At 62.3% G+C, this 25,690-nt stretch carries 20 protein-coding genes; 12 read left to right on the forward strand and 8 right to left on the reverse strand.

Going from position 1 to position 25,690, the window contains the following annotated elements:
• Positions 1-24 precede the first annotated feature (24 nt).
• Positions 25-2,610: a DUF2339 domain-containing protein gene (locus LQD11_RS02190; RefSeq protein WP_238616073.1), complete on the reverse strand. Its 2,586-nt coding sequence runs from the start codon at positions 2,608-2,610 to the stop codon at positions 25-27.
• 6 nt (positions 2,611-2,616) lie between these two features.
• Positions 2,617-4,137 carry a sensor domain-containing diguanylate cyclase gene (locus LQD11_RS02195; protein ID WP_238616074.1) on the reverse strand — a complete coding sequence of 507 codons (1,521 nt, stop codon included), beginning with the start codon at positions 4,135-4,137 and terminating at the stop codon, positions 2,617-2,619.
• A gap of 429 nt (positions 4,138-4,566) precedes the next feature.
• Here LQD11_RS02195 and LQD11_RS02200 point away from each other — a divergent pair, with 429 nt between their 5' ends.
• Both LQD11_RS02200 and LQD11_RS02205 read left to right on the forward strand, forming a co-directional pair.
• Positions 4,567-6,015, forward strand: a complete 1,449-nt coding sequence (locus LQD11_RS02200; protein ID WP_238616075.1) for a diguanylate cyclase — start codon at positions 4,567-4,569, stop codon at positions 6,013-6,015.
• A 123-nt stretch (positions 6,016-6,138) separates the two neighbouring features.
• Positions 6,139-8,049 carry a methyl-accepting chemotaxis protein gene (locus LQD11_RS02205; protein WP_238616076.1) on the forward strand — a complete coding sequence of 637 codons (1,911 nt, stop codon included), beginning with the start codon at positions 6,139-6,141 and terminating at the stop codon, positions 8,047-8,049.
• A 143-nt stretch (positions 8,050-8,192) separates the two neighbouring features.
• Here LQD11_RS02205 and LQD11_RS02210 read toward each other — a convergent pair whose 3' ends face one another.
• Positions 8,193-8,939, reverse strand: coding sequence for an SIMPL domain-containing protein (locus LQD11_RS02210; protein ID WP_238616077.1), 747 nt, complete (start codon positions 8,937-8,939; stop codon positions 8,193-8,195).
• A gap of 60 nt (positions 8,940-8,999) precedes the next feature.
• Positions 9,000-10,331 (reverse strand): RNA-guided endonuclease IscB, encoded by a 1,332-nt coding sequence (gene iscB, locus LQD11_RS02215; RefSeq protein ID WP_238616078.1) that lies wholly within the window; start codon positions 10,329-10,331, stop codon positions 9,000-9,002.
• Between the two features lie 420 nt (positions 10,332-10,751).
• Between iscB and LQD11_RS02220 the strand changes: the two genes are divergently transcribed.
• The gene (locus LQD11_RS02220) at positions 10,752-11,078 is read left to right on the forward strand and encodes a hypothetical protein (protein WP_238616079.1); all 327 of its coding nucleotides are present in this window, start codon (positions 10,752-10,754) and stop codon (positions 11,076-11,078) included.
• A gap of 25 nt (positions 11,079-11,103) precedes the next feature.
• On the opposite strand, the gene LQD11_RS02225 is transcribed toward LQD11_RS02220, so the two are convergent.
• Together LQD11_RS02225 and LQD11_RS02230 are read right to left on the reverse strand one after the other, a co-directional pair.
• Complete coding sequence (locus LQD11_RS02225) at positions 11,104-11,685, reverse strand: RBBP9/YdeN family alpha/beta hydrolase (RefSeq protein ID WP_238616080.1); 582 nt, start codon at positions 11,683-11,685, stop codon at positions 11,104-11,106.
• Positions 11,686-11,808: 123 nt separating this feature from the next.
• Complete coding sequence (locus LQD11_RS02230) at positions 11,809-12,222, reverse strand: YchJ family protein (protein WP_238616081.1); 414 nt, start codon at positions 12,220-12,222, stop codon at positions 11,809-11,811.
• A 64-nt stretch (positions 12,223-12,286) separates the two neighbouring features.
• Here LQD11_RS02230 and LQD11_RS02235 point away from each other — a divergent pair, with 64 nt between their 5' ends.
• The 4 genes from LQD11_RS02235 to LQD11_RS02250 all read left to right on the forward strand — a co-directional run bounded on the left by LQD11_RS02235 (position 12,287) and on the right by LQD11_RS02250 (position 17,721).
• Positions 12,287-13,729, forward strand: coding sequence for an alpha/beta hydrolase (locus LQD11_RS02235; RefSeq protein WP_238616082.1), 1,443 nt, complete (start codon positions 12,287-12,289; stop codon positions 13,727-13,729).
• Positions 13,730-13,738: 9 nt separating this feature from the next.
• Positions 13,739-14,803 carry a caspase family protein gene (locus tag LQD11_RS02240; protein ID WP_238616083.1) on the forward strand — a complete coding sequence of 355 codons (1,065 nt, stop codon included), beginning with the start codon at positions 13,739-13,741 and terminating at the stop codon, positions 14,801-14,803.
• Positions 14,790-16,439, forward strand: coding sequence for a hypothetical protein (locus LQD11_RS02245; RefSeq protein WP_238616084.1), 1,650 nt, complete (start codon positions 14,790-14,792; stop codon positions 16,437-16,439). The genes LQD11_RS02240 and LQD11_RS02245 overlap by 14 nt, the downstream gene beginning before the upstream one ends.
• A 130-nt stretch (positions 16,440-16,569) precedes the next feature.
• On the forward strand, positions 16,570-17,721 hold the full coding sequence (locus tag LQD11_RS02250; protein WP_238616085.1) for a PQQ-dependent sugar dehydrogenase: 1,152 nt from the start codon (positions 16,570-16,572) through the stop codon (positions 17,719-17,721).
• 23 nt (positions 17,722-17,744) lie between these two features.
• Here the strand turns inward: LQD11_RS02250 and LQD11_RS02255 are convergent, their stop codons facing one another.
• Positions 17,745-20,555, reverse strand: a complete 2,811-nt coding sequence (locus LQD11_RS02255) for a bifunctional diguanylate cyclase/phosphodiesterase (RefSeq protein ID WP_238616086.1) — start codon at positions 20,553-20,555, stop codon at positions 17,745-17,747.
• Between the two features lie 492 nt (positions 20,556-21,047).
• Between LQD11_RS02255 and nifV the strand changes: the two genes are divergently transcribed.
• The 4 genes from nifV to nifM are packed head-to-tail and all read left to right on the forward strand — an operon-like array spanning position 21,048 to position 23,866.
• Positions 21,048-22,193, forward strand: coding sequence for a homocitrate synthase (gene nifV, locus LQD11_RS02260; protein WP_238616087.1), 1,146 nt, complete (start codon positions 21,048-21,050; stop codon positions 22,191-22,193).
• Between the two features lie 41 nt (positions 22,194-22,234).
• The gene (nifW, locus tag LQD11_RS02265; protein WP_238616088.1) at positions 22,235-22,567 is read left to right on the forward strand and encodes a nitrogenase-stabilizing/protective protein NifW; all 333 of its coding nucleotides are present in this window, start codon (positions 22,235-22,237) and stop codon (positions 22,565-22,567) included.
• A 4-nt stretch (positions 22,568-22,571) separates the two neighbouring features.
• Complete coding sequence (locus tag LQD11_RS02270) at positions 22,572-23,024, forward strand: nitrogen fixation protein NifZ (protein ID WP_238616089.1); 453 nt, start codon at positions 22,572-22,574, stop codon at positions 23,022-23,024.
• Positions 23,021-23,866 (forward strand): nitrogen fixation protein NifM, encoded by an 846-nt coding sequence (gene nifM, locus LQD11_RS02275; RefSeq protein ID WP_238616090.1) that lies wholly within the window; start codon positions 23,021-23,023, stop codon positions 23,864-23,866. Before LQD11_RS02270 ends, nifM begins: the two co-directional genes overlap by 4 nt.
• Before the next feature lie 259 nt (positions 23,867-24,125).
• Here the strand turns inward: nifM and LQD11_RS02280 are convergent, their stop codons facing one another.
• Positions 24,126-24,824 (reverse strand): MBL fold metallo-hydrolase, encoded by a 699-nt coding sequence (locus LQD11_RS02280; RefSeq protein WP_238616091.1) that lies wholly within the window; start codon positions 24,822-24,824, stop codon positions 24,126-24,128.
• Positions 24,825-24,947: 123 nt separating this feature from the next.
• Here LQD11_RS02280 and LQD11_RS02285 point away from each other — a divergent pair, with 123 nt between their 5' ends.
• The gene (locus tag LQD11_RS02285; protein ID WP_238616092.1) at positions 24,948-25,664 is read left to right on the forward strand and encodes a hypothetical protein; all 717 of its coding nucleotides are present in this window, start codon (positions 24,948-24,950) and stop codon (positions 25,662-25,664) included.
• Positions 25,665-25,690 lie beyond the last annotated feature (26 nt).

Consider the following 25,690-nt stretch of genomic DNA (forward strand, 5'->3'; position numbering starts at 1 on the left):
TCGGAAGAGGTGGCAGGGGCGGAATTATACCCGCCGGATTTCACCCATGCGCCGGTGCAGCCAGGCCAGTCCCAGCAGCGACAGCCCCAGCCCCATGAAGGAGGCCACCCGCCACAGGCCATCCAGGCCCGACAGGTCCACCAGGAACAGCTTGGCAATGACGATGACCAGCAGGGCCATGCCGGCCCGGTACAGGCGGATCCCGCGCCAGTAACCGCCGGCGACAATGGCACTCGCCGCCAGGATCAGCCAGGCCGCGGAGTAGGTGTAGAGTTCGCCGTTGCCGGTGGGCAGGGTGATGGACAGTGCCCCCTGCTGCCAGAGATGGCGGATCTCCAAAGTGATGAACAGCCACAGGCCCAGGCCGGCGATGGCCAGCGCGACGGGACGAAAACGCGCTTCGTGGTAGCGGGCCACCAGCAGGGCCATCATCACCGGCAGGCCGTAGGCCAGGAGCAGCAGATTGGCGATGGGGCGGGTGGCGACGGTTTCCTGTCCCCACAGGGGATTGAGGATCGTGACCGCCAGGGCATAGCTGCCCAGGGCCATGAGCAACAGGAGCCTGGAGCAGAGCCGGTAGAGACCTGCCAGTGTCTGGCTGTGCCGGGCCCGTTGCCGGTAGGTCAGAGCCAGGCCCGACCAGAGGGCGGCGTTGATGGCGGCTTCCGTGAGGCTGTAGCGGGCAATGAAGATATTGCCGTCATAGAGCTGGTAACGGACCTCGGCCCCCAGGGTGAGGACCAGCAGATGCAGGGCGCCCGCCTCCAGCCAGCGTTGCAGATCGGGCCGGGATCGGGTCTGCCAGGCGGCCAGGGCGCAGAACAGGGTGGCGCCGCCGCCGGTCCACAGGGACCAGTGCAGCTCGGGCGGATAGCTCAGGATCCAGGGATTGAAGGTGAGGCGGATGACCACCAGCACCAGGATGCCCTTGATCAGGGTGTCCAGCCAGGGCAACTGGTAGCGCTTCATCACCCAGGCCAGGGACAGCAGCTGGGCCGACAGGACCAGGGTCAGTCCGGCCTCCCGGAACATGATGGCCGCGGCCAGGGAGTAGGCCAGATGCCCGCCGATGACGAACCAGACCCCGGCACCGGTCTCACCCCGGTGCCGCTCCAGGCGCCAGGCGGCAATGGCACCATAGATCATGCCCGTCAGCAGCAGGCCCGCGGCCCAGCCCGGTGAGCGGGACAGATCCTCGGTCAGCAGATAGGCCAGGGCCACCCAGGCCAGCGGGGAGACGAAGGCCAGGGCGGCCCAGGGGTGGGAAAATCCCCGTACCCGCAGGTGCAGGGCCGCCATGACCGCATAGAGCAGGGCCATGAGCGCGGCGAATTGCAAAAAGGCCGGTTGCAGATCGGCGTCAATGCCGATCAATCGATACTGCCCGCCTGTCCAGTCCAGGACCATGGCGGCACCCATCCAGGCCAGCCACTGCACGCCCAGGGTCATCCAGGGCAGCCAGCGCAGGCTGTCCCGATGCCGGGCAGCCAGGGCCAGCAACAGCACCATCGGCCCCCATTGCCACAGGGCTTGGTCGTCAAAGCCTTGTTGCCGGATGGATAGACCCCAGGCCAGGATGATAAGCACGAGGGTGATCTGGTCCAGCCGAAACACCCGGCCAAACAGGCTCATGGGTTGATGTCCGGGCCGGGTATCGGCGGGCTCGCCGCGATCCAGGCGCCAGTCGAAGGTGGGGATGGCCAGCACGCCCCAGGCCAGCAAGGCCAGATACAGACCCCGGAATCCATCGGCCTGGGGGAGGGTCAGGGACAGCAGCCACCAGCCCAGGGCGCCGACCACCACGCCCCACCAGAGCCAGGTACGGAATATCCGCCGCAACAGCAGCAGGGCGGCGCCGCTGATGATCAGGGCGTAGAGCAAGGCGCTCAGGATGTTGCCGCTCTCTTCGGACACCAGCAGGGGAACCCCATAGGCACCCACCAGACCCATGGCCGCCAGGGCAGGGCCGTGGAGCAGGGACTGCATCATGGTGAACAGGGAAACCAGGGCCAGCAGGACGAAGATCAGCCTGGGGTCCATGAGGCCGTACAGGTGCAGGGCGGCCAGCAGGGCGGCGTAGAGGGTGATGCTGGCGCCGCCGGCCAGGGCGGCGATGGACGGGTCCGGTCCGCTCCTGCGCCGCAGCCATTCGGCCAGGACGTGCAGGCCGATCCCGGTGACCAATCCCATCATCACCCGTCCCCAGGGACCGAGCAGCCCGGCATCGATGCTGTACTTGACCATGAAGACGCCGGCCAGGGCCACGCACAGGCCGCCCAGCCAGATCATCCAGTGTCGGGACAGGTGCACCAGCCAGGCCGGGCGTCCCGGCGCCCCGTCGGCGGACCATGAGGTATCCGAAGGCGGGGCGGATGAGGGCATGGCCGTGACCGGTTGCGGGTCCGGCGTGGGTGTCTCCGTCGCCTGATCGGGTTCAGGGGGCGGTATCGGTACCGTGGATGGCCGGGCGGTCAGTGCCTGTTCCAGCCGGAAGACCCTTTGCCGCAGGGCGCGTACATGAAAGAAACCCACCCAGCCCAGGACGGCGCCGACGATGACGCCCAGAAAGAGCACAAAGGACAGGAGCGAGAGGAGGTCCAGGGTGGTCATGGGGGATCAGAAAGGTTCGGCAAGCACGGCTTGGTTTCTGCCTTCGGACTTTGCCCGGTACAGGGCGCGATCCGCGCGCACGATGAGCTGGCCGAGGTCTTCCCCCGGGCCGGCCTCCGCCAGCCCCAGGCTGATGGTGATCTGCTCCAATGGCGGCACTCGCAACCGGGCTACCTCTCTCCGCAGGCGTTCCGCCAGCTTCAGGGCTTCCTGAAGGTCCGTATCCGCCGCCATCACCATGAATTCCTCGCCCCCCCAGCGTGCAATGACGTCATTGCATCGCACCGTATCCTTGAGCGTGTCTGCCAGTCTTCTCAGGACCTTGTCACCCACGTCGTGTCCGAATCGGTCATTGATCTTTTTGAAGTGATCCACATCCATGAGGATGATCGAAAGCGGGCTGGGTGTGCGCAGGCGGCGGGCCGCCTCCTTGGCCAGGCATTCCTGCATCCAGCGACGATTGGAAAGTCCTGTCAGGGGGTCGGTTCGGGCCAAGCGCTGAACTTCTTCCAGAGCCTCGCGCAGACGCTGGTTGACGATTTCAAGCTCGGTCTTGGCCTGTCGTACATGCTGATACTGTTGTTGTCTGGCCAGGGTCGCTGAAAAGTTTTCCGCGGCCAGGCTGAGCATGGCCTTTTCGGTGGAAGAAAAATCCCGCTCTTCCTCCACATCGTCAAACCCCACGAAGCCCAGCAGTTCGCCATCTGCAAGCAGTGGGTGGAGGATCACGGAACGGATGCCCTGCATTTCCAGGAGTTCCCGGCAAATCTTGAATTCGGGAGGCAGATGGTCCAGGGCGGTCAGAATGAAGGGTTGTCCCTGCTGGAAGCGTTCGATGATACCCGGGAGATAATCGAAGGAGACCCGCTGAAGATCTTCAATGTGACTGCTGATCCCCGGGGCACACCACTCGTGAGTATTGGTCCAGTATCTTTCCCTCAGATTATTACTGAACAGATAGGCCCTGTCCGCATCCAGAAAGCCTCCCAGAATGGCAAGGCACTCGTGCAGGCCTTCATCCATGCGGTCGATTCGAAGTTTTGCGTTGGCGGTGGCCAGTCGGGCGGCGGCATCGTGAAAGCGATTGAGTTCCTTGAGAATTTCCGCCTGTTGGGCGGTCTTCTGATTGAGGGTGGAGTCGTGAATGTCAATCAGCGAGCCGGCAACTCGAATGGGGCGCCCGCTGGCATCTCGTTGGGTATCGCCGGTGGCCCGAAACCAGCGATAGTGTCCATCCCGGCATTTCAGACGGTATTTCAGGTCGTAGGGTGTCTGTTGGTCCCGGTCCATCAAGTGTTTTTGGAAGGTCCGCAGGGTACGGGCCTTGTCGGCGGGATGCAGGCGGGAAGACCAGCTTTCCAGGCGATTGGGAAATTCCTCCTCCGTTTCAAACCCCAGAAGCCTGCGAAAGCTCTCCGACCAGAAAAAGACGTTGTCGGGGTTCAGAGGATCCGCCTCCACCACGCACATATCCCAAAGCCCCACACCGGCATACCGGCAGTAGAGGCCCAAGCGTTGCGCATCCACGCAAAGCCTTTCGGGGACATGACCCGAGTCGCGCAGCCATTGACGATATGCGGGTGTCTCCGTGCACGGCTTGAATTCAGGCGGGGGACCTGCGTCGTCTTTGCCCACATCACCCTCCTTCTGGGGGGATATGCATGCTCACTCGCTGTCTCGATGAATGGACTATAAATCTCGGTTATATGAGGCTTTGCTTGTCTCTGCAAGACCTTTCTTGATCATCATGATCCGGGCTTGGGACGGACGGCATGTCCTGTATCCACAGAAAGGGTGGACAACCCTGTGGATAATGCAGGGATAGCCATCCGAATGCCTTGTCGGACGGGGGGCATCCCCTGGATTGGACAGAAAATGATCAAGCCATCATGGACGGTGATCATCTTCCGGAATCGGTATGATTGAGCCCGCTATTCATGCGCAGGAATCCCGCTCTTGAATCTCGTACCAGGCATCTCCAGTGGCTTGATCACCCTGATTTTCATCGGGCTGTTCTGGGTTCCCCCACTGTGGGCGCAGGATCGGGCGTGGCTGAGTCCGGAACAATGGGATTATGTCGCTTCCCGAGGCGTCGTTCGGTATTGCGCTGATCCCGACTGGGCACCGTTTGAATATATGGATGCCGCGGGAGAACATCAGGGTATCGGAGCCGACCTGCTCAGGCTGGCGGCTGAGCGGGTCGGGCTGACTCTGCAACTCCATCCGACGCCAACCTGGGAGGCGTCCCTGGCGGCATCGCGACGGGGGGATTGCGAATTTCTCAGCCTGCTCAACCGGACCCCTGCCCGGGAGGCCTGGTTGCACTTTACCGAGCCCCTGCTGATTGATGAAAACGTCATCATCACCCGGGAAGACCATCCCTATGTGGTCAGCCTGGATCGTTTCGACGGTGAACGTCTGGCCATCCCCGCCGGTACCGCCGTGGAGGAATGGGTGCGTCGGGACTTCCCCCGTTTGCAACTGATTCTCACACAGACCGAGAACGAGGCCTTTCAGCTGGTGTCCGACCGCCGGGCGGACATGACCATTCGTTCCCTGATCGTGGCCGCCCATACCATCCGCAAGGACGGCTGGTTCAATCTCCGTATCTCCGGGATGCAGGCCGATTACGTCAACCTCCTGCGTATCGGTGTGCGTCGGGATGATCCCATGCTGCATGCCGTGCTCGATGCCGGGGTGCGCAGCATCAGTCACAGCGAACGGGAGGCCATCATCAACCGGCATGTCAATGTGGTCAGGCATGAGGTGGAGGTGATTGAAAAATCCATCTTCTGGCCGCTGCTGGGTGTGCTGTGGGTGGTGCTGTTGACCAGCGGGTTCTGGATCCTGCGCCAGCGTGCCCTGAACCGGCGCCTGAGCCAACTCAATCTGCTGTTGGAAAAGGCGGCCACCACCGATCCGCTCACGGGTCTGAACAACCGCGCCCGCCTGATGCTCTGTTTCGAGGAAGACAGCCTGCGTGCCCAGCGCAGCGGGTGTCCCTATTCACTGGCCCTGTTCGACATCGACCACTTCAAGCGCATCAATGACACTTGCGGGCATGTGGTCGGTGATCAGGTGCTCCGGGAAGTGGCCGCCCTCATGGCGCGCAATGGGCGTGGCAGCGATCGCCTCGGCCGTTGGGGTGGGGAAGAGTTCATGCTGCTGTTCCATGACAGCGACATTCAGTCGGCCATGGAGGCGGCGGAGCGCATCCGCGCCGATGTGGCGGCGCATGCCTTCTCCCATGGCGGAGAGGTCACTCTCAGCGCCGGCGTGGCCCAGTGGCAACCGGGCGAGAGTCTGGTGCGGCTGATGGAGCGCGCGGACAAGGCGCTGTATCGGGCCAAGCAGGAAGGCCGCAATCGTGCCTGCCCGGAGCAGGGGCATGAATCTGGCCCATAATTCCGGTGACTGAATATATTCTTTAAAGATATAGGGGTCATGCCGCTATAGTGAGTGATCACCGTGTTTCCACGCATCCACTCACGGTCAAAACCGCACAGGGAAAAATTAGGAGTCGCAGTGATGCTCAAGAACTTTCGGGTCGGGACACGCCTGATGGTCGGGTTTGCCCTGGTGCTCCTGGTGGCCCTGGGAACGACCGTGCCGGTGGCGCTCAATGCCATTGATCGCGTCAGTGATCGTGCCCAGATCAGGCAGGCGGAGGAACTGTTTAGAACACTTCAGGCGTCGATCGAAGATGCCGGTGTGAGAGCCGAGTCCCAAGCCATGGTGGTGGCCTCCATGCCCGCGGTACAGCAGGCATTTGCAATGCGGGATCGCGAGGCTCTGCAGGCGATCACATTGCCTGTTTTCGAAGCGATGCGTGATACCTATGATGCCGTGCAGTTTCAGTTCCTGACCGCACCGGCCACCTCGTTCCTGCGTCTGCACATGCTGGATCGTCACGGGGATGATCTGAGCCGCATGCGGGAGACCATCGTCCAGGCCAACCGTGACCGTCGCCCTCTCCATGGTCTTGAGCGTGGCGTGGCAGGTCTTGGATTGCGAGGGGTGGCGCCCGTGTTTCATCAGGGCACGCATGTCGGGGTGGTGGAGTTCGGCCTGTCTTTCGGGGCGTCCTTCTTTACGGAATTCACCGAACAGTACAATGCGCCCGCGGCCCTTCATCTACGGGGAGAGCGTGGTTTTGAAACGTTTGCCGGCACCATCGCGGGGGATGCCCGTTTCACGTCCGCGGAGCTGCAACGGGTCCTTGACGGAGAGCCGCTGATCCGCAACATCACCCATGGCGGCGTCCCCGTCGCTGTCTATGGCCATGTGGTCCGTGATTTTGCGGGACAGCCTTTGGGTGTGCTGGAAATCCTGATCGATCGGACCGACTATGTGGTCGAGTATCGACAGGCGGTGACCACCATCCTTGGCATCGCCCTGCTGCTGGTGGTGATCGGTCTGAGTGCCGCCTGGCTGATCGCCCGTGGCATTGTAGGCCCCTTGCAGGCCACTGCCGCGCGGATGAACGAGATCGCCCAGGGGGATGGAGATCTGACCCAGCGCCTGCCCACGGAAGGACGTGACGAACTGTCCGATCTCTCAAAGGCTTTCAACGGCTTCGTGGACAAGATCCATCAGTTGATTCGACAGATCGTGGGGGCTTCCTCGCAGCTGGCGGCCGCTGCCGAAGAACTGTCATCGACGACCGAAAACACAGTCAAGCAGGTACGACAACAGCAAAGCGAGTCGGATCAGGTGGCCACTGCCATGAATCAGATGGCCGCCACGGTGCAGGACGTGGCACGTAATGCGGCCGATGCCGCTCAAGCCGCCACCTCGGCCCGGCAAAGCTCGATGTCAGGCAGTCGGGTCGTGCAACAGAGCATTGCCTCCATTGAGACGCTGGCGGCCGAAATCGAGAATGCGGCCGGGGTCATCGGATCCTTGTCCAGCGATACCGAAGCGATCGGCAAGGTCCTGGAGGTGATCCGCGACGTGGCCGAGCAGACCAATCTGCTGGCCTTGAACGCGGCCATCGAAGCCGCCCGCGCCGGCGAGCAGGGGCGAGGCTTTGCGGTGGTGGCCGATGAGGTACGTACCCTGGCGAGTCGTACCGAGGCTTCCACTCAGGAGATTCACGAGATCATTTCGCGTTTGCAGCAGGGTTCCCGGAATGCGGTGGACGCCATGGAGGAAGGGCGGGGCAAGGCAAGAGGCAGTGTGGCGCTGGCCAGCCAGGCGGGGCAGAGCCTGCAGACCATCGATGAGGCGGTCGGTGCCATCAATGACATGAATGCGCAGATTGCCAGCGCCGCCGAGGAACAGTCGGCGGTGGCTGATGAAATCAACCGCAATATCAACAATATCAGTCATGCGGTGGAACAAACCGCAACAGGATCTGATCAGATCGCCCGCGCCAGCGACGAACTGGCCCGCCTGGCGTCCGATCTGCAGGGCTGGGTCGGGCGGTTCAGGATTTAGGCGGCCGGTATCCACAGAAAACGTGGACAATCCTGTGGATAATGTCGGGATACCTGTCCGGATGCCTTGAAGGACGTGGGGGCCTGAACGGATTGGTCATTTTATGATCAATCCGTTCAGTGCCTCGGATCCACGATGTCTGCTCAGGGGGTCTCCAGCTGGAAGGAAATGGTGGTGACTACCCGTACCTTCTTGATTTCAGGGGTGTAGTTATCCAGATCCTCGATGCTGAACAAGCCTTGGGTAGCGGTGAGGATACCGCCCACCCGGCTGCCGGAATCCTGGGCGAACTGCTCGGCGGCACGGCGTGCGTCCCGGGTGGCTTCGGCCACCATGTCCGGTTTGACCCGCTCCAGTTCCGTGAACAGGAACTGGGGCCGGTGTTCATAGCTCTGGGTCAAGGCCACGCCCGCGCTCACCAGGGCGCCGGTCTCGCGCATGGCCTGGCTCACCCGCGGGGCATCATCGCTGCGTACCAGCACCACCACGTCCGCCCCGAATCGGTAGGACGGACGGTGTTCTCCGTAGATGTTCTGTTCCCGGTCGGTAATGGTGGGCGGCACGATCCGGATCTGTTCCCTGTCAAACCCCTGGCCGAGCAGAAAGTCGATGACCTGACCGCGCTGGCCGTCGATACCCTGTTGCAGCTCATCCAGTCGCTGCGCCTGGACCTGGAATACCACCGGCCAGAGAACCAGGTTGGCAGGAATTTCCCGTTCCGACAGGCCCCGTACCGTCACCTGTCGATGCGCACTGGTGATCTTGTCGGCGGAAGTGGTCATGCCCAGGCGCACCTGGGAGCCCAGCAGGGTCGGACCCAGGATCAGCGCCACGCAGGCCAGGGAGAGGGCCAGGATGGAAACCAGTAGAAGCGGACGTTCTTTCATCATTTTGCGCGAGAAACCCCGGCCTTCAGGGCGGGGAGGGATAGCGCATCGTGCGCAGCACGATCACGCGGCCCTGGTCGCGTCCTCCTGTGTCGGCTTGGGTTGCAAGGCATAGCCATAGCCATCAGCCCTTTGCAGCAGGCGGCAATGGCGGTGTGAAATCCCCTGAACCACACCCTCTCGGGTCTGGATATTGAAACTGCCGGTGGCGCGAATGGCCACCCGGCCCTGATAGGTGCCGGCCTTTTTGCCGGTCGGTACGTTGGCCTGCACCAAGTCTCCGGTCTGAAAGCCTTTTACCTGTTTTTGTCGCATCAGGTAACCACGGGGAAAGCCAAAGCGATTGAGCCGTGTGCGCTGATAACTGCCCCGGCCCGTGGCCCGCACCGTCAAGGTGGGCACGTTCCAGTGAGTGATGGCAGTGACTGGCCCGACACAGGCCGCATCCAGGGCGTGGGTCTTGGGAATGCCCAATCGCTGTCGGTTGTATTTGGTGCGGCCACCGCTACTGGTGATCACCGGCAGGCCCGTGGCCTGAATCTGTCGGAATAGCGCCCAGCGGGTGCTGTTGACGGCGGCGGCATCCTTGAGGGGGGCCTTGGCCTGGGCCTCGATCCGTTGCAGGCGCTTGGGATCATCGGCCAGAAACACTTCCACGGGCTGATTCCCCTTGGCCTGATTGCAATCAGGACAGGCCAGGGTCAGATTGCTGACCCGATCTGACCCGCCCCGACTCCGGGGGTGGATGTGTTCCACCTCCAGGGGCAGATCCTTGGCTCCGCAGTAGGCGCAGCACCGTTGCCACTTCTCCAGCAGATATTCCCTGACCTCATAACCGTGCAATGTCCCCTGTTGGTATTCAACGCCGCTGATTTCTGGATTTTCCATCGCCTGCGTATCGAACCGAACCCGCTCCATGGTGATCCCCGTCACCGGGGCCAGTCGGCACAATCGGTTCACCCAGGCCATGGTGGTGTCCACGCGATGTTGCAGGCTCGGGGCCAGCCAGCCCGATGGCCGGGTCCGGTTGTGGAATCGGGGCGCCCGGTGGCGCAACTGTCCCCGGCGCCGCCGACGAAAGGCACGGCGCTGGGTCAATGCATCCTTGATGTGTTGGCCCCGATGCTCGATCTCCATCAGCATCAGTACCTGCTGATGCTCCGGATCAGCATCATCCTCGCGGATCACCGTGACTCCGGTGGTCTTGCTGCCGGGATCGATCTTGATCTGGATGGGTTGCAGCGCGGATTCCTCTACCGTGCGATCCTTGAGCCGGATGGTGAACGGACGCATCCGGTGGACCACGGCCCGGCCCCGCTCCAGCAGCAACCGTGCCCGCTTCTCCGAGCAGGGCATCAGGGGCTTTTTCCTCTTGTCCAGTACCAAAACCGCCATCTCAAATGCTCTCAAAACAGAACCCTTACGGGTCCGGTGACGTGGGGCTTTCGCCCCATCTCCCCTCGGGAATGTCTGCAACCGGCTCCCGCTGACGCGGCGGCTGGAACCTTCGGCGCTTTACCTTTCGCCAGCATGATCCCAGCCTTACAGAGCGGCGGACTGAGGCAGCATCCGCCGGTGGGTCTTAACGACCTGTTGCAAACGTAGCGGACTTTCACCGCTCTCCCTGGTCAACCCGGCTTGCTCTCACAAGCCCCCGACTTCAGTCGGGGGTAGTTGACAAAACCATATAAAAAAAGTCCCTTAGAATTTTATCGCACATCCTGTGGTCAGAGTATTCCGGTATCAGGCCGGTTTTTTTCGTCGTGTGGGTCATGTGACGGCCCATCCACGCCTTGCACTGGGAGGATCAGGATCATGCTTTGGTTCGCCATCTTCGTATCGGTCGTGACCATTATGGTGGGAGTGTGGTCCAGTTGTCTCTCGTCCCAGTGGTCGCGGGTGTCCCCGGTCGCAAACCCCCGGGATATCTTCTGGGTGCGACTGCTGGGCGTCTCGCTGACGCTGTTCATTCTGGAGCGGATCTGGCGGGTGGAGCAGGCGGGACTGATTCTGGGGTTCGTGATCTGGTGGCTGGCACTGGGGCCGATCATCGCCCTGGTTTCGATCTTTGCGGCCATGGGCCTGAGAGAGTCGGTGCTGGCGATGCTGAAAATGGAACGACCCGGTGCCGGGTCGTTCTGAAAGCCTGGTTGGGTCTGTGCCGTTGCTACCCGGCCTGGCGTACTCCCGTGGCAGACTGCTGTTGCAGGGTGCGCAACAGATCCAGTCCCTGGGGCCAGGGGCCGAAGCCGGATGCCACGTTGATGTGACCGGCGTTGCCGATGTTGATGACCGGCATGCCCCATCGGGTGGTCCAGGGGAGCAGCTTGGCCATGGGCATCCAGGGGTCATTGGTGCTGGCCACCACCAGACCGGGAAATTCCAGTGGGCGGGAGGGCAACCGGGAGGCCAGGCTTTCGGCCGGGTCTGACGGGTCCCGTGTACCGAAGGAGGAGAACCGGTCCGGGTCCGCCGGTGCCACCAGCATGACCCCGGCCACCCGTGAGGACAGATGACTGGCGGCGGTGACCGTCGCCAGGCAACCGAAGCTGTGGGCCACCAGCCAGACCGGTTCCACCGAACGTGTGATCTCGTTGCCCACGGCCTCCACCCAGCGGGACAGGACCGGCGATTCCCAGTCGATGCCGGTGACCCGGCGGGCATCCGGAAGCAGCGATTCCATCCAGGTTTGCCAGTGTTCGGCTTCACTGCCGTGAAAGCCGGGTACGATCAGCGTGGTATGGGCCATGATAGTGCTCCTCAACGATCCTGGCCTGACTTTACAGGGATTGCTTATTGTCAATAAAGAATTAATATTTTTATTTTCATTCCTTTTTTGAATTTTTATGTTGTCATGCCCTGATTGCCCAGGTCAGACAAGAAAATCCCCATCCACGTAATACCAGCGCCCGTCGATGCGCAGAAAATGGCTGCGCTCATGCAGACGGATACCCTTGCCGCCGACCCGGGACCGGGCCACGAATTCCACCTCGCCGTTCTCGTCCGCCGGTCCACCTCCTGACGTCGCGCGGATGCTCAAGCCCAGCCATTGCTGTTTTGCCTCCAGTTCCAGCACCTCGGGTCGGGTTTCCGGGTGCCAGGTATCCAACAGATAGTCCGCGCGCCCTTCCACGAAAGCCGTGTAGCGGGAGCGCATCAGGGCTTCGGCGGTTTGGGGGATGGACCGACCATCCAGAAACGGGCCGCAACAGTGCTCTCGGGTGAGTCCCGAGCCGCAGTGACAGTGATGATTTCCCTCCCGGGATGTGTGCTTGCGTCTTGCCATGCGGTGTCTCCTGAAGATGAACCCGCACTATACTCATTGGGAGGTCTCCCGCTGCGAGGGTGTCATGGCCTTTTCCAAATTGAATTATGTCAACGTGGGTCCCCACGGCACGTTCAAGCGTAGCGGGGGATTGCATACGACCCCGCAGGATATCGATGCACTGTTTGAGTATCTCGCCCGGACCGGCGTGGATAAGCTCGCCGTGCATTTTCATGGTGGGCTCGTGCCGGAGGGGCGGGGGGAGATGATTGCCCGCTCCATGCAGACGGTTTTCGAGAAGGGCAACGCCCATGGACTGACCTTCATCTGGGAGACAGGACTCGTCGAGACCCTGATGCGAAACGTGACACGGGTGAATCAGACAAGGTTCTTTCAGAAACTGGTCCGCTACGTCTTCCGTCAGTTGAGCAAACGACTCGGTGGAGACCTTTCGGGCCGAGGCCCCGGGGAACCCATGACGATGTCCGAGATTGAGGCCGAGCTGTCACGGATCGACAAATTCGAGGCGTTGGAGAGTGCCGCGCGGGGCGGTGCCGATCGGCTTGACGAAGCGGATCTTGAATTTGCGCTGGGTGAGATGGAGCTGGAGTTTCTGCTGGAGCTTCAAGGCGACACTGATCTTGCGGACGGGGATTTTGATGCGCTTGTCGGGGCGGCGGTACTGGATCCGTCCATTGCGCATGAATTGCGTGATGAAACCGGGCGCGGGGTTGCGTTGTTCCAGGTGGCCAAGTACCTCGCCAGGATCACTTACCGGGTTCTGAAGCGCTATGTGGACAAGCGGGATCATGGTCTGTACCCGACCGTGATCGAGGAAATCCTGCGTGAATTTTACCTGGCCGATTTCGGCGCATGGACATGGGGACGGATGAAGGATGTCGCTGCCGAGATGTGGCTACCCAATGGTGCGACCCTCGACGAGAACTCCCATCCCGGGACCTACTTTCTCCACAAGCTCAAGGCGCATCAGGAGCGTCACCCTGGTTTCAAGGTCGATCTGGTGGGACATAGTGCCGGGTCCATCGCGATTTGTCATATGTTGCATGCCGGCGACGCAGCGGGCGTCCTGCCGGACATCCGCGCCATCATCTTTCTCGCCCCCGCCTGTCTGACGCGGCTTTTGCATGATGAAATCATCGCCCACCCCGAGCGTTACGACACTTTCCGGATGTTCACCATGGCCGATGCCCTGGAACAGAAGGACCCGCTCGTTCCGGGTGTCTATACACGTTCATTACTCTATTTCATCTCGGGCGTGCTTGAGGACGAGGTCGATACCCCATTGGCGGGCATGGCTCGTTTCTGGAGCGGAACACCCCCCTTCAATGAGGGTTATCTGATGGAGACGGCGCGCTGGCTCCTGGCAGAGACCGAAAACCGCGCCGTGCTCTCGAAAACACCCGATGAGGCACTGGAGGGACTTCGTACCACATCGGGCTCCCACGGTGGGTTCGATGATGACGAACCCACCCGGGGGTCGATCACTCATCTGGTCGCGAAGCCGTAGATCCGTGCCATGTCGAGTCGCGAGCCGGGAGACTACGCCATTGTGGTTGGCATCGATGCCTATCCGCGCTATGGCGCTAACGGGCGTCATCTCCGCGGTGCGGTGCGGGATGCAAAACGCTTTTACCAGTGGCTTTTGAATCAGGACACGGGCGGCGGGCTCGATTCCGACAATTGTCGCCTGATCACATCGGAACAAAACCCGATGGCGCTCACGCAGACGACGGTGGATCTGGCGCTTGACGATCTGTGGGCGAGAGCCCGGAATGCCGGGGGCGGGCGGCGGTTCTATTTTTTCTTTTCTGGCCATGGACAGTCGGTCGTGGGTTCGGATGCCACGACCTACGATCAGTCGTTCTGTCTGCCGCAGTGGTCCCAGACCATGCCCCATGCCGCACTCAATGCCGACAGCTATCCCAGGGTTGTGCAGACCTGCATGCCGTTCCGCGAGATCGTGATGTTTCTTGACTGCTGCCGTGTTCCAGCGATCAAGGTACGGGCGATGAACAGCTCGGTGGGCTGTCATGCGCCGCTGGAGGGCTTTGAACAAGTGGAATGCATGGCCTATTTTGCCGCCGAGCCCATGCGGCGCGCCTTCGAGGGCAGTGTGCAGACGGAGGATGATCAAGCGACGGATGTGCACGGCTTTTTTTCCACCGCGCTCATGGAAGCGTTGCAGAAAGGATCGTCACGCCCCGGGGGCGGCATCGGGGCGGAGGCTCTGTGGCAGTATCTGGAATACCGGGTACCGCAACTGGCCGACGAAAACGGCCGTCGACAGATACCTCAACGGGTGCCGCTGCGCTTCTCCGATACGGTGGTATTCGGTGCCGCGGGACAGGCTACGGCGCCAGAAGCCGAAAATTTCGAGATCCGCTTCAGCGCCGCGCGCCAGGGGCCAGTGCGTCTTTTTGACGCATCAGCCACCGAGATGCGTGCCGGGAATCCATCGGAAGCGTCGTGGCGAGTTCGGCTTGAGCCAGGCGAGACGTATCTGTTGATCGACGAAGGCAGCGGCCAGAGACGTGTCTTCGTTTTCCTCGCCGACATGGAGGGGACCCATGACACCTTCTGATGACAGCGCCTTGGTGCGTCTTGGACTCAGGGCCCGGAACACCCATACCGGCGATACCGATCACGACACGCGGATCAGCGTTTACGATGGTCACGGCATGCTGGTCGCACGAGAAGCAGGCCTGCTTTCGGTCACCTTGGCACGGGGTCTTTACACGCTCCGCACCGAGCGATTGGGCGAGATGGGCGAAGATCGGGTCATCCTGCTTGACCGGGACCTGGAAATGACCCTGTCTTCGCCTCGCCGTCATTCGGCCATGCCCTCGGCGGATACCGCGCATACCCATGAATTTCTGCAGGCGGTCAGCATGCGCTACAGTCGGGAGTCGAGCTGCGAGGTGCCGGGTGCGCTGGATGATGATCCACGCCTGATGGTTCTGGTGCGGGCCACGGGAGACCAGGATCACTCCGACAGCTTCCCCGCCGGGACGCTGTCACTGATCCGCGAAGACGGCAGTGTCGTGACCCGCTTCGAGCCGGAAAATACCCAACGCAACCAGCGCGAGGGCTGGGTGGTGTTTTCGGCCCGGCTGCACCCGGGCAACTATATCCTGACCGACATTCACGAAGGCCGCGCCGTCAGTTTGCCGGTTTTGCTGAACGGTGGTTGGGACACGTTTGTCTTCGTTCCCTTCGAGGGTGTGCCGCAACTGGCAGCCTCCAGTATCGATATGCGAAGACGCGGCGAGGGCTATGATCCCGGAGACCGCTTCACGCAGGAGATCGATGCGGCGCTTCAGGGGCTGGGCTCGCGACTGAATCTGCTTTCCGATGTGTTACTGAAGGAGGCCATCTTCGGCAAGTTCCGGCATCCGTTTCATGGAATGGTCGGGGCTTATGCGCATCTTTTGGGAGGGCGTCGAAGTGAACGGCTGGAGAGGGACATACTGCGCAATCTCTGGCATCTGCTCGAAGGTTCCACGGACGTGATTGCCTTGTTGCTGCTGGCACTGGAACGAGAGCCGGACGGGATTCCGGACAGCCTCGGGGAACTCGACGCGGTAGCTGGGGAAATCTTCGGTATGAGTATCACGGACCAGTTACCACTCGGTTTCCCGCCGATGCTGCGCAGTGGACTTGATTCCCTGATCCATGCGAGCGTGAAGCTGCCTGAACTGATTGCACCGAACTCCTGGCTTGAGACGGCGGCAAACGCTTCCTATTCGGAAGGCGCTTGGGCGGTCTGGGAGCAGGTGGCGGCTATGCCCAGCCAGCAGAAACTCTATTCCGTCGTCAAACGCGCGCTTGCCGGCGCCGGACGACGCGCGGTGCATACGATTTATGCCGACGATCGGATCAACAGCATCGTGGGAACCGACAGGGGATTGATTTCGGGCATCGTGGCCGATATCGCCCGTGATCTGAAAGATTATGTGGTCCATGTGGATCCTTCCATCATCCAGGGTGACACGAATGTGCGTGAACTGGTGTTGTCCGTGGCCAGGGCGGCCCAGCCCCGCCAGGATTCGCCGCACAACCTGTGCCCGGACAATCGTATTCCGGATTGGCTCGTGACCCTCGTGCGGGAGCGGTGCCGGCGGGAGGGCAAGCATTTCGATCCACGCAAGCTTGCCCGCATGGCGGGTGTGCCGCTGAAATCCGTGGAGCGGGTGATGACTCGTCCTTCAGCCGATTGAGGTGGTTCGGATTGATGTCATGAGGGGTTGTCCCGACGGGCGCCCATACGCATGAAACGGGAGGTGGTTTGCAAAATGGTCTAATCTTCCAACTCAGGATCATGCAACGGAACAGGAAAGGAGGGACGAGATGAGGATCCATGCCGGCAGTCTATGGGGGGTGGTGTCTTTGTGCCTTACCCTGGTCGCGGCGCCTGCCCTGGCCGATGAAGTGGTGGCGCCCAATATCAGCTCCGAATATCAATCCATGCGCCTGGTCAAGGTGGTGGATGGGCTCACCCATCCCTGGGCGGTGGCCTTCCTGCCCGATGGGCGCAAGCTGATCTCCGAGCGCCCCAATGGACTGGTCCTGGTGGACCGAAACGGTCGCAAGACACCCGTGCAAGGGTTTCCTGCCTTCCATGCCGTCAACCAGGGCGGGGTACTGGATGTGGTGCTCCATCCCCGCCATGAGGACAACGGCTGGATCTACGTGACCTATTCCAAGGGCGATGCCCGCGGCACGGTGCCGGCCCTGATCCGTGCCCGGCTGGACGGCGACCGGCTCACGGCGGTGGAAAACATCTTCGAGTCCAACACCCGCACCCAGCCCGGCCGCCATTACGGCTCCCGGTTGCTGTTTCTGCCCGACGGCACCCTGCTGATGACCATCGGTGATCGCGGCGCCCATCCTCCCAGGGCCCAGGACACAATGGATCACTCCGGCAGCATCGTGCGCCTGAATGATGACGGCACGGTGCCCGAGGACAATCCCTTCGTCGGGCGGGAAGGGTATGCCCCGGAGATCTACACCTACGGCAACCGCAACATCCAGGGCCTGGCCCTGCATCCCGCCACGGGCGAGGTCTGGGTCACCGAACACGGCCCCCGGGGCGGGGATGAGCTGAATCTGATCGAAGCGGGCAACAACTACGGCTGGCCCGTGGTGACCCTGGGGCGGGATTACCGGACCGAAGCGCGCTTTCCCGATGCCCAGACCCGCCATCGGGAGGACATGGTGGACCCGGTATTCGAGTTCCTGCCCACCCTGGCACCCTCCGGGCTGGCGGTGGTGGACAGTGACCATTTCCCGCGCTGGCAGGGCAATCTGCTGGCGGGCGGCCTGCGGGCGCAGCGCATCCTGCGCCTGGTGCTGGAGGATCGGACGGTGGTCCACGCCGAAGAACTGCTGCGGGACCGGGTGGGGCGGATCCGGGATGTCCGCCAGGGGCCGGACGGGTATCTCTACGTCCTCACGGATGCCTCCAATGGTGCCCTGTATCGCATCGAACCGGCCCGCTAAGCCTGGGTGCCGGCGGGCGACGGTTAGCCCGTACCCGGGTTACCTGCCCGGCGGGTGGGAGGTGTCCAGTTCCGGATGGCTTCCTGAATCATCCCCACCGGCCCCGGTCGCCCGAAATAATACCCTTGGTGAGTATGGCAGCCGTTTCGGCTCAGCCACTCCCAGTGTTCCCGGGTTTCCACCCCCTCGGCGATCACCCTCAGGCCGAGCGTGCCGGCCAGGGCCACGATGGTTCGGGCAATGGCCGCGTCGTTGGGATCGTTGAGCACATCACGGACGAACGACTGGTCGATCTTCACGTCGTCCAGGGGCAGCCGCTTGAGGTAGCTCAGGGAAGAATATCCCGTGCCGAAGTCATCCAGGGAAAACGTGATGCCCCGCGCCCGTAACTGCCGCATCTTGTCGATCACATCCTCCACGTCCTCCAGTAACAGGCTCTCGGTGATCTCCAGTTTGAGACGGTGAGGGTCGGCGCCGGTGGTGTTCAGGATCTTCAGCACGCCGGGCACGAAGTCCGGGTGCCGAAACTGACGGGCGCTCACATTGACAGCCATCTTCAGGTGCCTCAGGGAGGCGTCCCCGGCCCATTGGGCCAGTTGGGTACAGGCAGTCTCCAGTACCCATTGCCCCAGGGGCAGGATCAAGCCCGTGTCTTCGGCCAGGGCAACGAACTCACCGGGAGGTACCAAGCCCCGCTCCGGATGCTGCCAGCGCAACAGGGCCTCGGCGCCCATCAATTGGCTGTCGTCGTTTACCACTGCCTGGTAATGCAGCAAAAACTGTTTTTCCACGAGCGCTCGGCGCAGATCTCCCTCCAGGGCGGCCCGGGCCATTACCGATGCCTGCATTGCCGGGTCGAACAGCCGATGGGTGTTGCGTCCCGCCGCCTTGGCCTGATACATGGCCAGGTCGGCACGCTTCATGAGTTCGTCCACGCTCAACGATTCACGATCAAACAGGGTGATGCCGACACTGGCGGTGCCGTGGTGCTCCTGGTCACCGAGGCGATAAGGATGGTTCAAGGCGGCCAGGATCTTGTCGGCGACAAATCCAGCCTGTTGAGTGGCCTCCTGAGCCTCGTGGCTGAGCCTGTGCAGCATGACCACGAATTCATCCCCACCCAAACGGGCCACGGTGTCGTTTTCGTGCACGCAGCCGATGATGCGTTTGGCCGCCTGCATGAGCAAACGGTCACCCTGATCATGACCCAGGGTGTCGTTGAGGATCTTGAAGTTGTCCAGATCGATGAACAGTAATGCCCCATGATGGTGCTCGCGGCGGCAGAGATCGACGGACGCCTCCAGGCGTTCGGTGAGCAGACGCCGGTTGGGCAACTGGGTCAACGGGTCGTAAAAGGCCAGGGTCCTGATCTCTTCCTCAGCCTGCTTGCGGGCGGTGATGTCCCGGGCGATGCCCTGGAAGCCGGCGATCTTCCCCCCCTCGTCCCGTGAGGGTAGGGCACTGGAGCTATGCCAGCGCCAACTGCCGTCCGAATGCAGCACCCGGTATTCGATGTCCTGTATATGGTGGCCGTGGTGCATGACGTCGGCAAATGCCCGGAGGCAGAGATGGAGATCCTCCGGGTGGACGAATTCGGAGAAATGGTGACCCAGGACACTGTCAGGATCGTGGCCCAGGAGGGTCTTCCAGCTGGGGGAAACGAACCGGATATGCCCGTCGGGCGAAAACAGATAAATGATGTCGTAACTGTTATCCACCAAAAAGCGGTATTTCTCCTCGGAACGCCGCAGATCTGCTTCCGCCTCCTGACGCTCCTGGATCTCCCGGCTCAGGAACCGGTTGGCCGCTTCCAGGGAACGATGGCTGCGCTGTAGCGCCAGATCGGACCGCAGGGTATGCAGATAGCCGCGCAGTACCAGCAAACCCAGACCGACAATGACCCACCAGGCGAGGCTCAGGGTCCACACCTTTCGCCACCAGGCGGCCATCACGACATCTTGCGCTTCGCCGGCCACCACCAGGAAAGGCAGGTCCCTGACCATCTGGGCCGTGTAGGCGCGGCGCATCCCGTCCACCGGCGAGACAATGACGAAATGCAATGTGTCCTTCTCACCAAGAATCAGGGGCATCAGTCGGCCGACCTCCACCGGCTGGCCGATCTGGGCCTCCAGGCTCGCAAGGGCATCCCGGGGACGCCGCGCCAGTAACCGTTCCCCGTGATCCACGATGGTCAGGCTGCTGCCGGGGGTGGGTTCGGCGCGTTCCAGCCAGTGGTCGAAGAAACCCAGATCCAGGCCCACCTCCAGCAACCCGGCAAATCGGCCCTCGGCGTCACGAAGGGACTGGGCATGGACGACGAGAAACCGTTCGCTCTCACGGGACCAGAAGGCCCGGGAGACCAGGCGTTCCAGGTCGGGGTCGGCGCGCAGGGCCAGAAAATGGCTCTGATCGCTGATGTCGTGATCGATCTTCAGATCGCTGCCGGAAGCATGGGTCATCACCCCTTCGCGATCGAACAGGGCGATGGCCTGGGCATGGGGCAGGAGGCGAAGGTGCCGTTCGAGCCACTGGTTGATGCGGGCATGGGCTTCCGGATCACCCTCGGGTGGTGGGAGGTTCTCGGGTCGGATCTCGCCGGCCATGCTGCTGAGCAGGGCACCACTGGTCTCAAAGGCGGCATACAGCCATTCGCTCACCAGCACGCTGGTGGAATGGGTACGCTGGCGGGCAGCTTCCGTGTCCTGTGCTCTGGAGGTGGTCAGGTCCCAGGCGATGATCAGGGCCAGTACCAGGCAAAAACCCAGATAGAGCATCCAGGCCTTGATAACGATGTGCCGGTGGCGGCCATCGCCAAGCGGCGGGTATTGGGTCACCGGGAGTGTCCTGGTGCGGGTATCACGGATTTTTAGGCTCCCGAGATGGGTACGGGTGACGGCCATCCTGGTGTGTTCGTGGCCGACCCCGAGGGGGGGGAGGTTTGGTCTTTACTTATATCATTTTCTCCGCCTGCAAATTCAGGATCAGGACGGAACCACGCCATTCTCCCGACCGATGGTGGTTGCCGCCTTTGCCTTGAGGCAAAAGGGACATCCTGGACTCCCGCCTTCGCGGGAGTGACGGCGGGTTGATGACGTGGGAGTGGTGGCGGGTTGATGACGGCAAGGCGCCTTCGGGGGATGGCGGTCAGGGTGTCTTTCTTGAGGCAGGAGCAAGGCGCTTTGTAGTAAATCCCACAATCCCCCCGTCAAGTCACATAACCACCATCATCCCGTCATTAAATAATCATTTAAAATCATTAGTTTGATTGCCTGGCACGATAATCGCTAACTCCTCGGCATGGCCCCATTCGCCCGACGAGGACATCCATGACCCAACCGCTCGGCATCGTCATCGACGACACCACCTTGAGAGACGGCGAACAATCCGCCGGCGTGGCCTTCAATGACGCCGAGCGGGTAGCCATCGCCAGGGGGTTGGATGACCTGGGTGTTCCCGAGTTGGAAATCGGCATTCCTTCCATGGGTCCCGAGGAACGGGAATCCATCGCTCTGCTGGCCCGGCTGGGACTCAAGGCCCGTTTGCTGGTGTGGAGCCGCATGCGCGCCGATGACCTGGCCGACTGCGCGGGTCTGGGGGTTCACATGGTGGACCTGTCCATCCCCGTTTCGGATCAGCAGATCCGGCGCAAACTGGGCCGGGATCGGGAGTGGGTGCTGGAAAGCATCCGCCGTCACGTGGCCCAGGCCCTGGAACTGGGACTGGAGGTGGGCGTGGGCGGGGAGGATGCCTCCCGGGCCGATCCCGATTTTCTCTGCCGGGTGATCGAGATCGCCCAGGCTGCCGGGGCACGCCGTTTCCGCTTCGCCGACACCGTGGGCATCATGGAACCCTTCGGTGTGCTGGCACGCATCCGGCAGCTGCGCGCTGTCTCCGACCTGGAGATCGAGATGCATGCCCATGACGACCTGGGCCTGGCCACCGCCAACACCCTGGCCGCCGCCCTTGGGGGAGCCACCCATGTGAACACCACCGTCAACGGCATCGGGGAACGGGCCGGCAACGCCGCCCTGGAAGAGGTGGTGATGGGGTTGCGTCGGCTTCACGGCATCGAAACCGGAGTGGAGCTGCGCCGTTTCCCGGCCCTGTCCCATCTGGTGGAGACCGCTTCCGGCCGTCCCATCCACTGGCAGAAGAGCCTGGTGGGAGAGGGGGTCTTCACCCACGAAGCGGGCATCCATGTGGACGGTCTGCTCAAGGATCCGGCCAATTACCAGGGCGTGGATCCGGCGGAACTGGGCCGGGAGCACCGTCTGGTGCTGGGCAAGCATTCCGGCGCCCATGCCGTGATGGCGGCCTATGCGCGCATGGGAGTGACCCTGGACAAGGCCCAGGCGGCCCTGTTGCTGAGTCGTTTGCGTCGATCCGTTTCCCAGTCCAAGCGGCCGCCGACGGAGCATGAACTGGCCACCTGGTATGCGGAACTCGCCTGCCTGAACGGGGCGGTGGCGTGAGGCCGCGTGTTTCATTGATATCCACCATCGAGGTCTGAACCATGACTGAAACCACCGAACTGGAAGAAGACCTGCGGGAAATGGGGTCTGCCGAAGAGTTTCTTGAGTATTTCAACATTCCTTACGATGAGGCCGTTGTCCGGGTGAATCGCCTGCATATCCTGCAGCGCTTCCATGACTACCTCTCCGGTACCCTGGACAACCTGCCCACGGACCTGTCGGCCCGACGGGATATCTACCGCAGCCTGCTGATGCAGTCCTACGTGGATTTTGTGGAATCCGATGCCCGCACCGAAAAGGTGTTCAAGGTTTTCAAGCGCCCGGCGCCGGGCGTCACCGTGGTGCCCCTGGAACAGGCCTTCATCCGGAGATAGCCCCATGGAGCACTATCGAGAGTACGGCGAGCAGGTCAGGGTGGTCCGCCCCTTGCGCAACGACGGCACCTACCCCGGCATGGACCGGGGCGAGCTGCTGGTGCCCCGGGGCAGTATCGGGGTGGTCATCGGCAGGGGCACCTTCCTGCAGGATCAGGTGATCTACACCGTCAACTTTCTGGATGCGGGCCGTGTGGTGGGGTGCCGACAGGAAGAATTGATCGACGCCGACGCCCCCTGGGTGCCCACCCGGTATGAATTCCGTGACAAGGTGACTCCGGCAATTCCGCTGGGGATCAACGGCGAGACGGTGGTGAGCCCCGGGACCGTGGGCGAGGTCTGCAAGGTCTTGAGGGATCTGCCGGACGGTGTGGCCTATCACGTGAACTTTGCCGGACGGGTCCTGCAGGTGCCGGAGCAGGCTCTGACCGATCCGACCGAGGAGCAACCTTCATGAGTCTTACACTGGAACAGCGCCCCGAACTCCTTTACATCGAGCTGCGGGCTGCCCTGGACTACTTCGACAAGCCCCTGGGCAGCCTCTCCGATGACGAGCGAGGCATTGTTCGCCATCGCGCCCTTAGGGCCTATGACATCGGTGCGCGAGCCCTGGCCTCCAGCGAGGCCCGGGATGTCCATGTGCCCGAGGGGCAGGTGACCCGGGCCTTGCGGGAGATCGAATCCCGTTACCCGGAGCCGCGGCAGTTTCAGGAAGAGCTGAGTCGCCATGGTCTTGATCGGGAGGGTCTTTTGCAGGCCCTTTACCGGGAATTACGCCTGGAGGCCCTGCTGGAGCGGGTGGCTGCCCGGGCCGAGCCGGTGACGGACGAGGAAGTGGCCCGGTACCATGCGTGTCACAAGGATCGCCTGCAGCGTCCGGAAACCCGTACGGTGAGGCAGATCCTGATCACCCTGAATCCGGATTTTCCTGAAAACACCCCGGAGGCTGCCCGGGCGCGGTTGGAGGCGATCCGGGAGACCCTGCTTGCTGATCCGGGGATGTTCGCCGATCTGGCCATGCGCCACTCCGAGTGTCCCAGCGCACTCCAGGGCGGGCTGCTGGGGCGGGTGCCCGAGGGGCATCTGTACCCGGAGTTGGACGCTGTACTGTTCCGGATGACGGCGGGTATGGTGAGCGAGCCGGTGCAGACAGAAGTGGGGCTGCATCTGCTCTACTGCGAAACCATCCATCCCGCCGGACCCGTGACCCTGGACGAGGCCGGTGGTCGCATCCGTCAGATCCTGGAGCAACGGCGCCAGGCCAATTGCCGGCGGGCCTGGCTGGAGTCCCTGGGGTGATGTGCTCGTTTGCCGTCACCCCCGCTACCCATCCGTCACTCCCGCGAAAGCGGGAGTCCATGATTTTCAGCCTGCCACTGGATTCCCGCTTTCGCGGGAATGACGGATCATGGGCCATCACTGGCATATCCTTGGCCACTGGATTCCCGCTTTCGCGGGAATGACGGACCATGGGCCATCACTGGCATATCCTTGGCCACTGGATTCCCGCGTTCGCGGGAATGACGGGCCATGGGCCATCATCGGCGCATCCTTGGCATTACCGCAGCCTCACCGGCCCATAGGGCGTATCTCGTACTTGATCATGGTCATGCATCCGGTAGCGGGTGAATGCCGCCACATCATCAAACTGCATGAACGGATTTCCCTCCGCCTGTTCCTTGAGCGTGGATTGCGGCTTCACGCCGTAGTCATGCCCCGGATGGATCACGGTCCCGCCCGGCAGTGTCTGCTGCAGGCGCGCCAGGGTATGGAACATGGCAGCGGGGTCCCCTCCCTTCAAGTCACAGCGACCGCAGCCGAAAACAAACAGTGTGTCACCGGTGATGAGGTCATCGCCCAAGTGGTAGCAGACTGACCCCGGCGTATGTCCGGGGGTATGCATCACCCGGATCGTGGTCTCCCCCAGCTGGATCAGATCACCATCCTGGTGCAAATGTGCATCCACCGGGCAGTCCCCCCAGATGTCCGCTTCGGCCTTGAGCAGGTGCACCCGGGCGTCAGGGGCCTGTGCCCGCAGGCGATCAAGGCCATTGACGTGGTCCTGATGGGTATGGGTGAGCAGGATGTGGGTGATTCGCAGCCGCCGGGCGCGGGCCAGATCGGTCACTTCTTCCACTTCCCAGGCGGGATCCACCACGGCGGCGGTGCCGGAGGCGCTATCCTCAATGAGATAGATCCGGTTGCCCATGGGCCCCAGTTCCAGGGCATGGATCTGGTAAGGCTTGTCTTTGGTCATGATAAAGGCTCCCAAATTCCGAACATGGGTCGGCCGATTGGCCAGGCAGAGTCCATGTTACTAGAACAGGCAGGTATATTGACTGGGAAGAGCGTGAGGCTTACCGGGAGGAGGGCAGGCGGAATGAACAAGGAAACCGATCCGGGCGGGGAGGCATCATCACTGCTGTATCGCCTGGCCTGCCCGGTGGCGGCGATGGCGATGATGGCGGCGGCCCTGGCGGCACTACTGCATCTTCTGGGGGTTCTGCTGTCCGCGGTGTTCCTGGCGGCCTCGCAAAGGGACTTCAGCTTCAGTACGCCCGACATGGATGCCCAGTTGCTGGCCGGCATCCTCATTCCCGTGCTATGGCAGCATGGGGTGCCCGTGACCCTCTCGACCCTTTTGATGCTGGCGGCAGCGGGCACCGTGCTTCATGGGCAGGGGTGCCGCTGGGCGCAGATGGCAGGGGGCAGTGGGGTGTTGCTGGCGATCTATCTGACCCTGATGGGGGTATCGGCATGGGTGCCGGGACTGATCTTTCTCGGCGGCGTGGCTGCACTTGGCATCAGCCCATGGCTTCATGGGCCATCCCTGACGAATGTCTTGCCGGTGTCCATGAAAACGGCCAAGGCGCCTGAACCCACCCTGGAGATGTTGCTGAAACAGGAACCACGGGACCCACCGGGGGGGAGGGAAAGCCCGGGTGTTGTCGGTTCGTCTCGCGCGGGCGGGGTTGAAACAGGTGGAAAGAAGCGTCGCCCTGGCGGGTCAAGGGAAAGGGAGTGGAGAGAACCCGCCATCCAGTTGCAGCGGATTTTGCCTCCGGGGCAGGGGTACGGGCGGGGAAGAACGAAATGAACCGGTGCGCCCGAGGGCGCACCGGT

It is taken from the genome of Ectothiorhodospira shaposhnikovii, assembly GCF_022227765.1.
GTDB lineage: Bacteria > Pseudomonadota > Gammaproteobacteria > Ectothiorhodospirales > Ectothiorhodospiraceae > Ectothiorhodospira.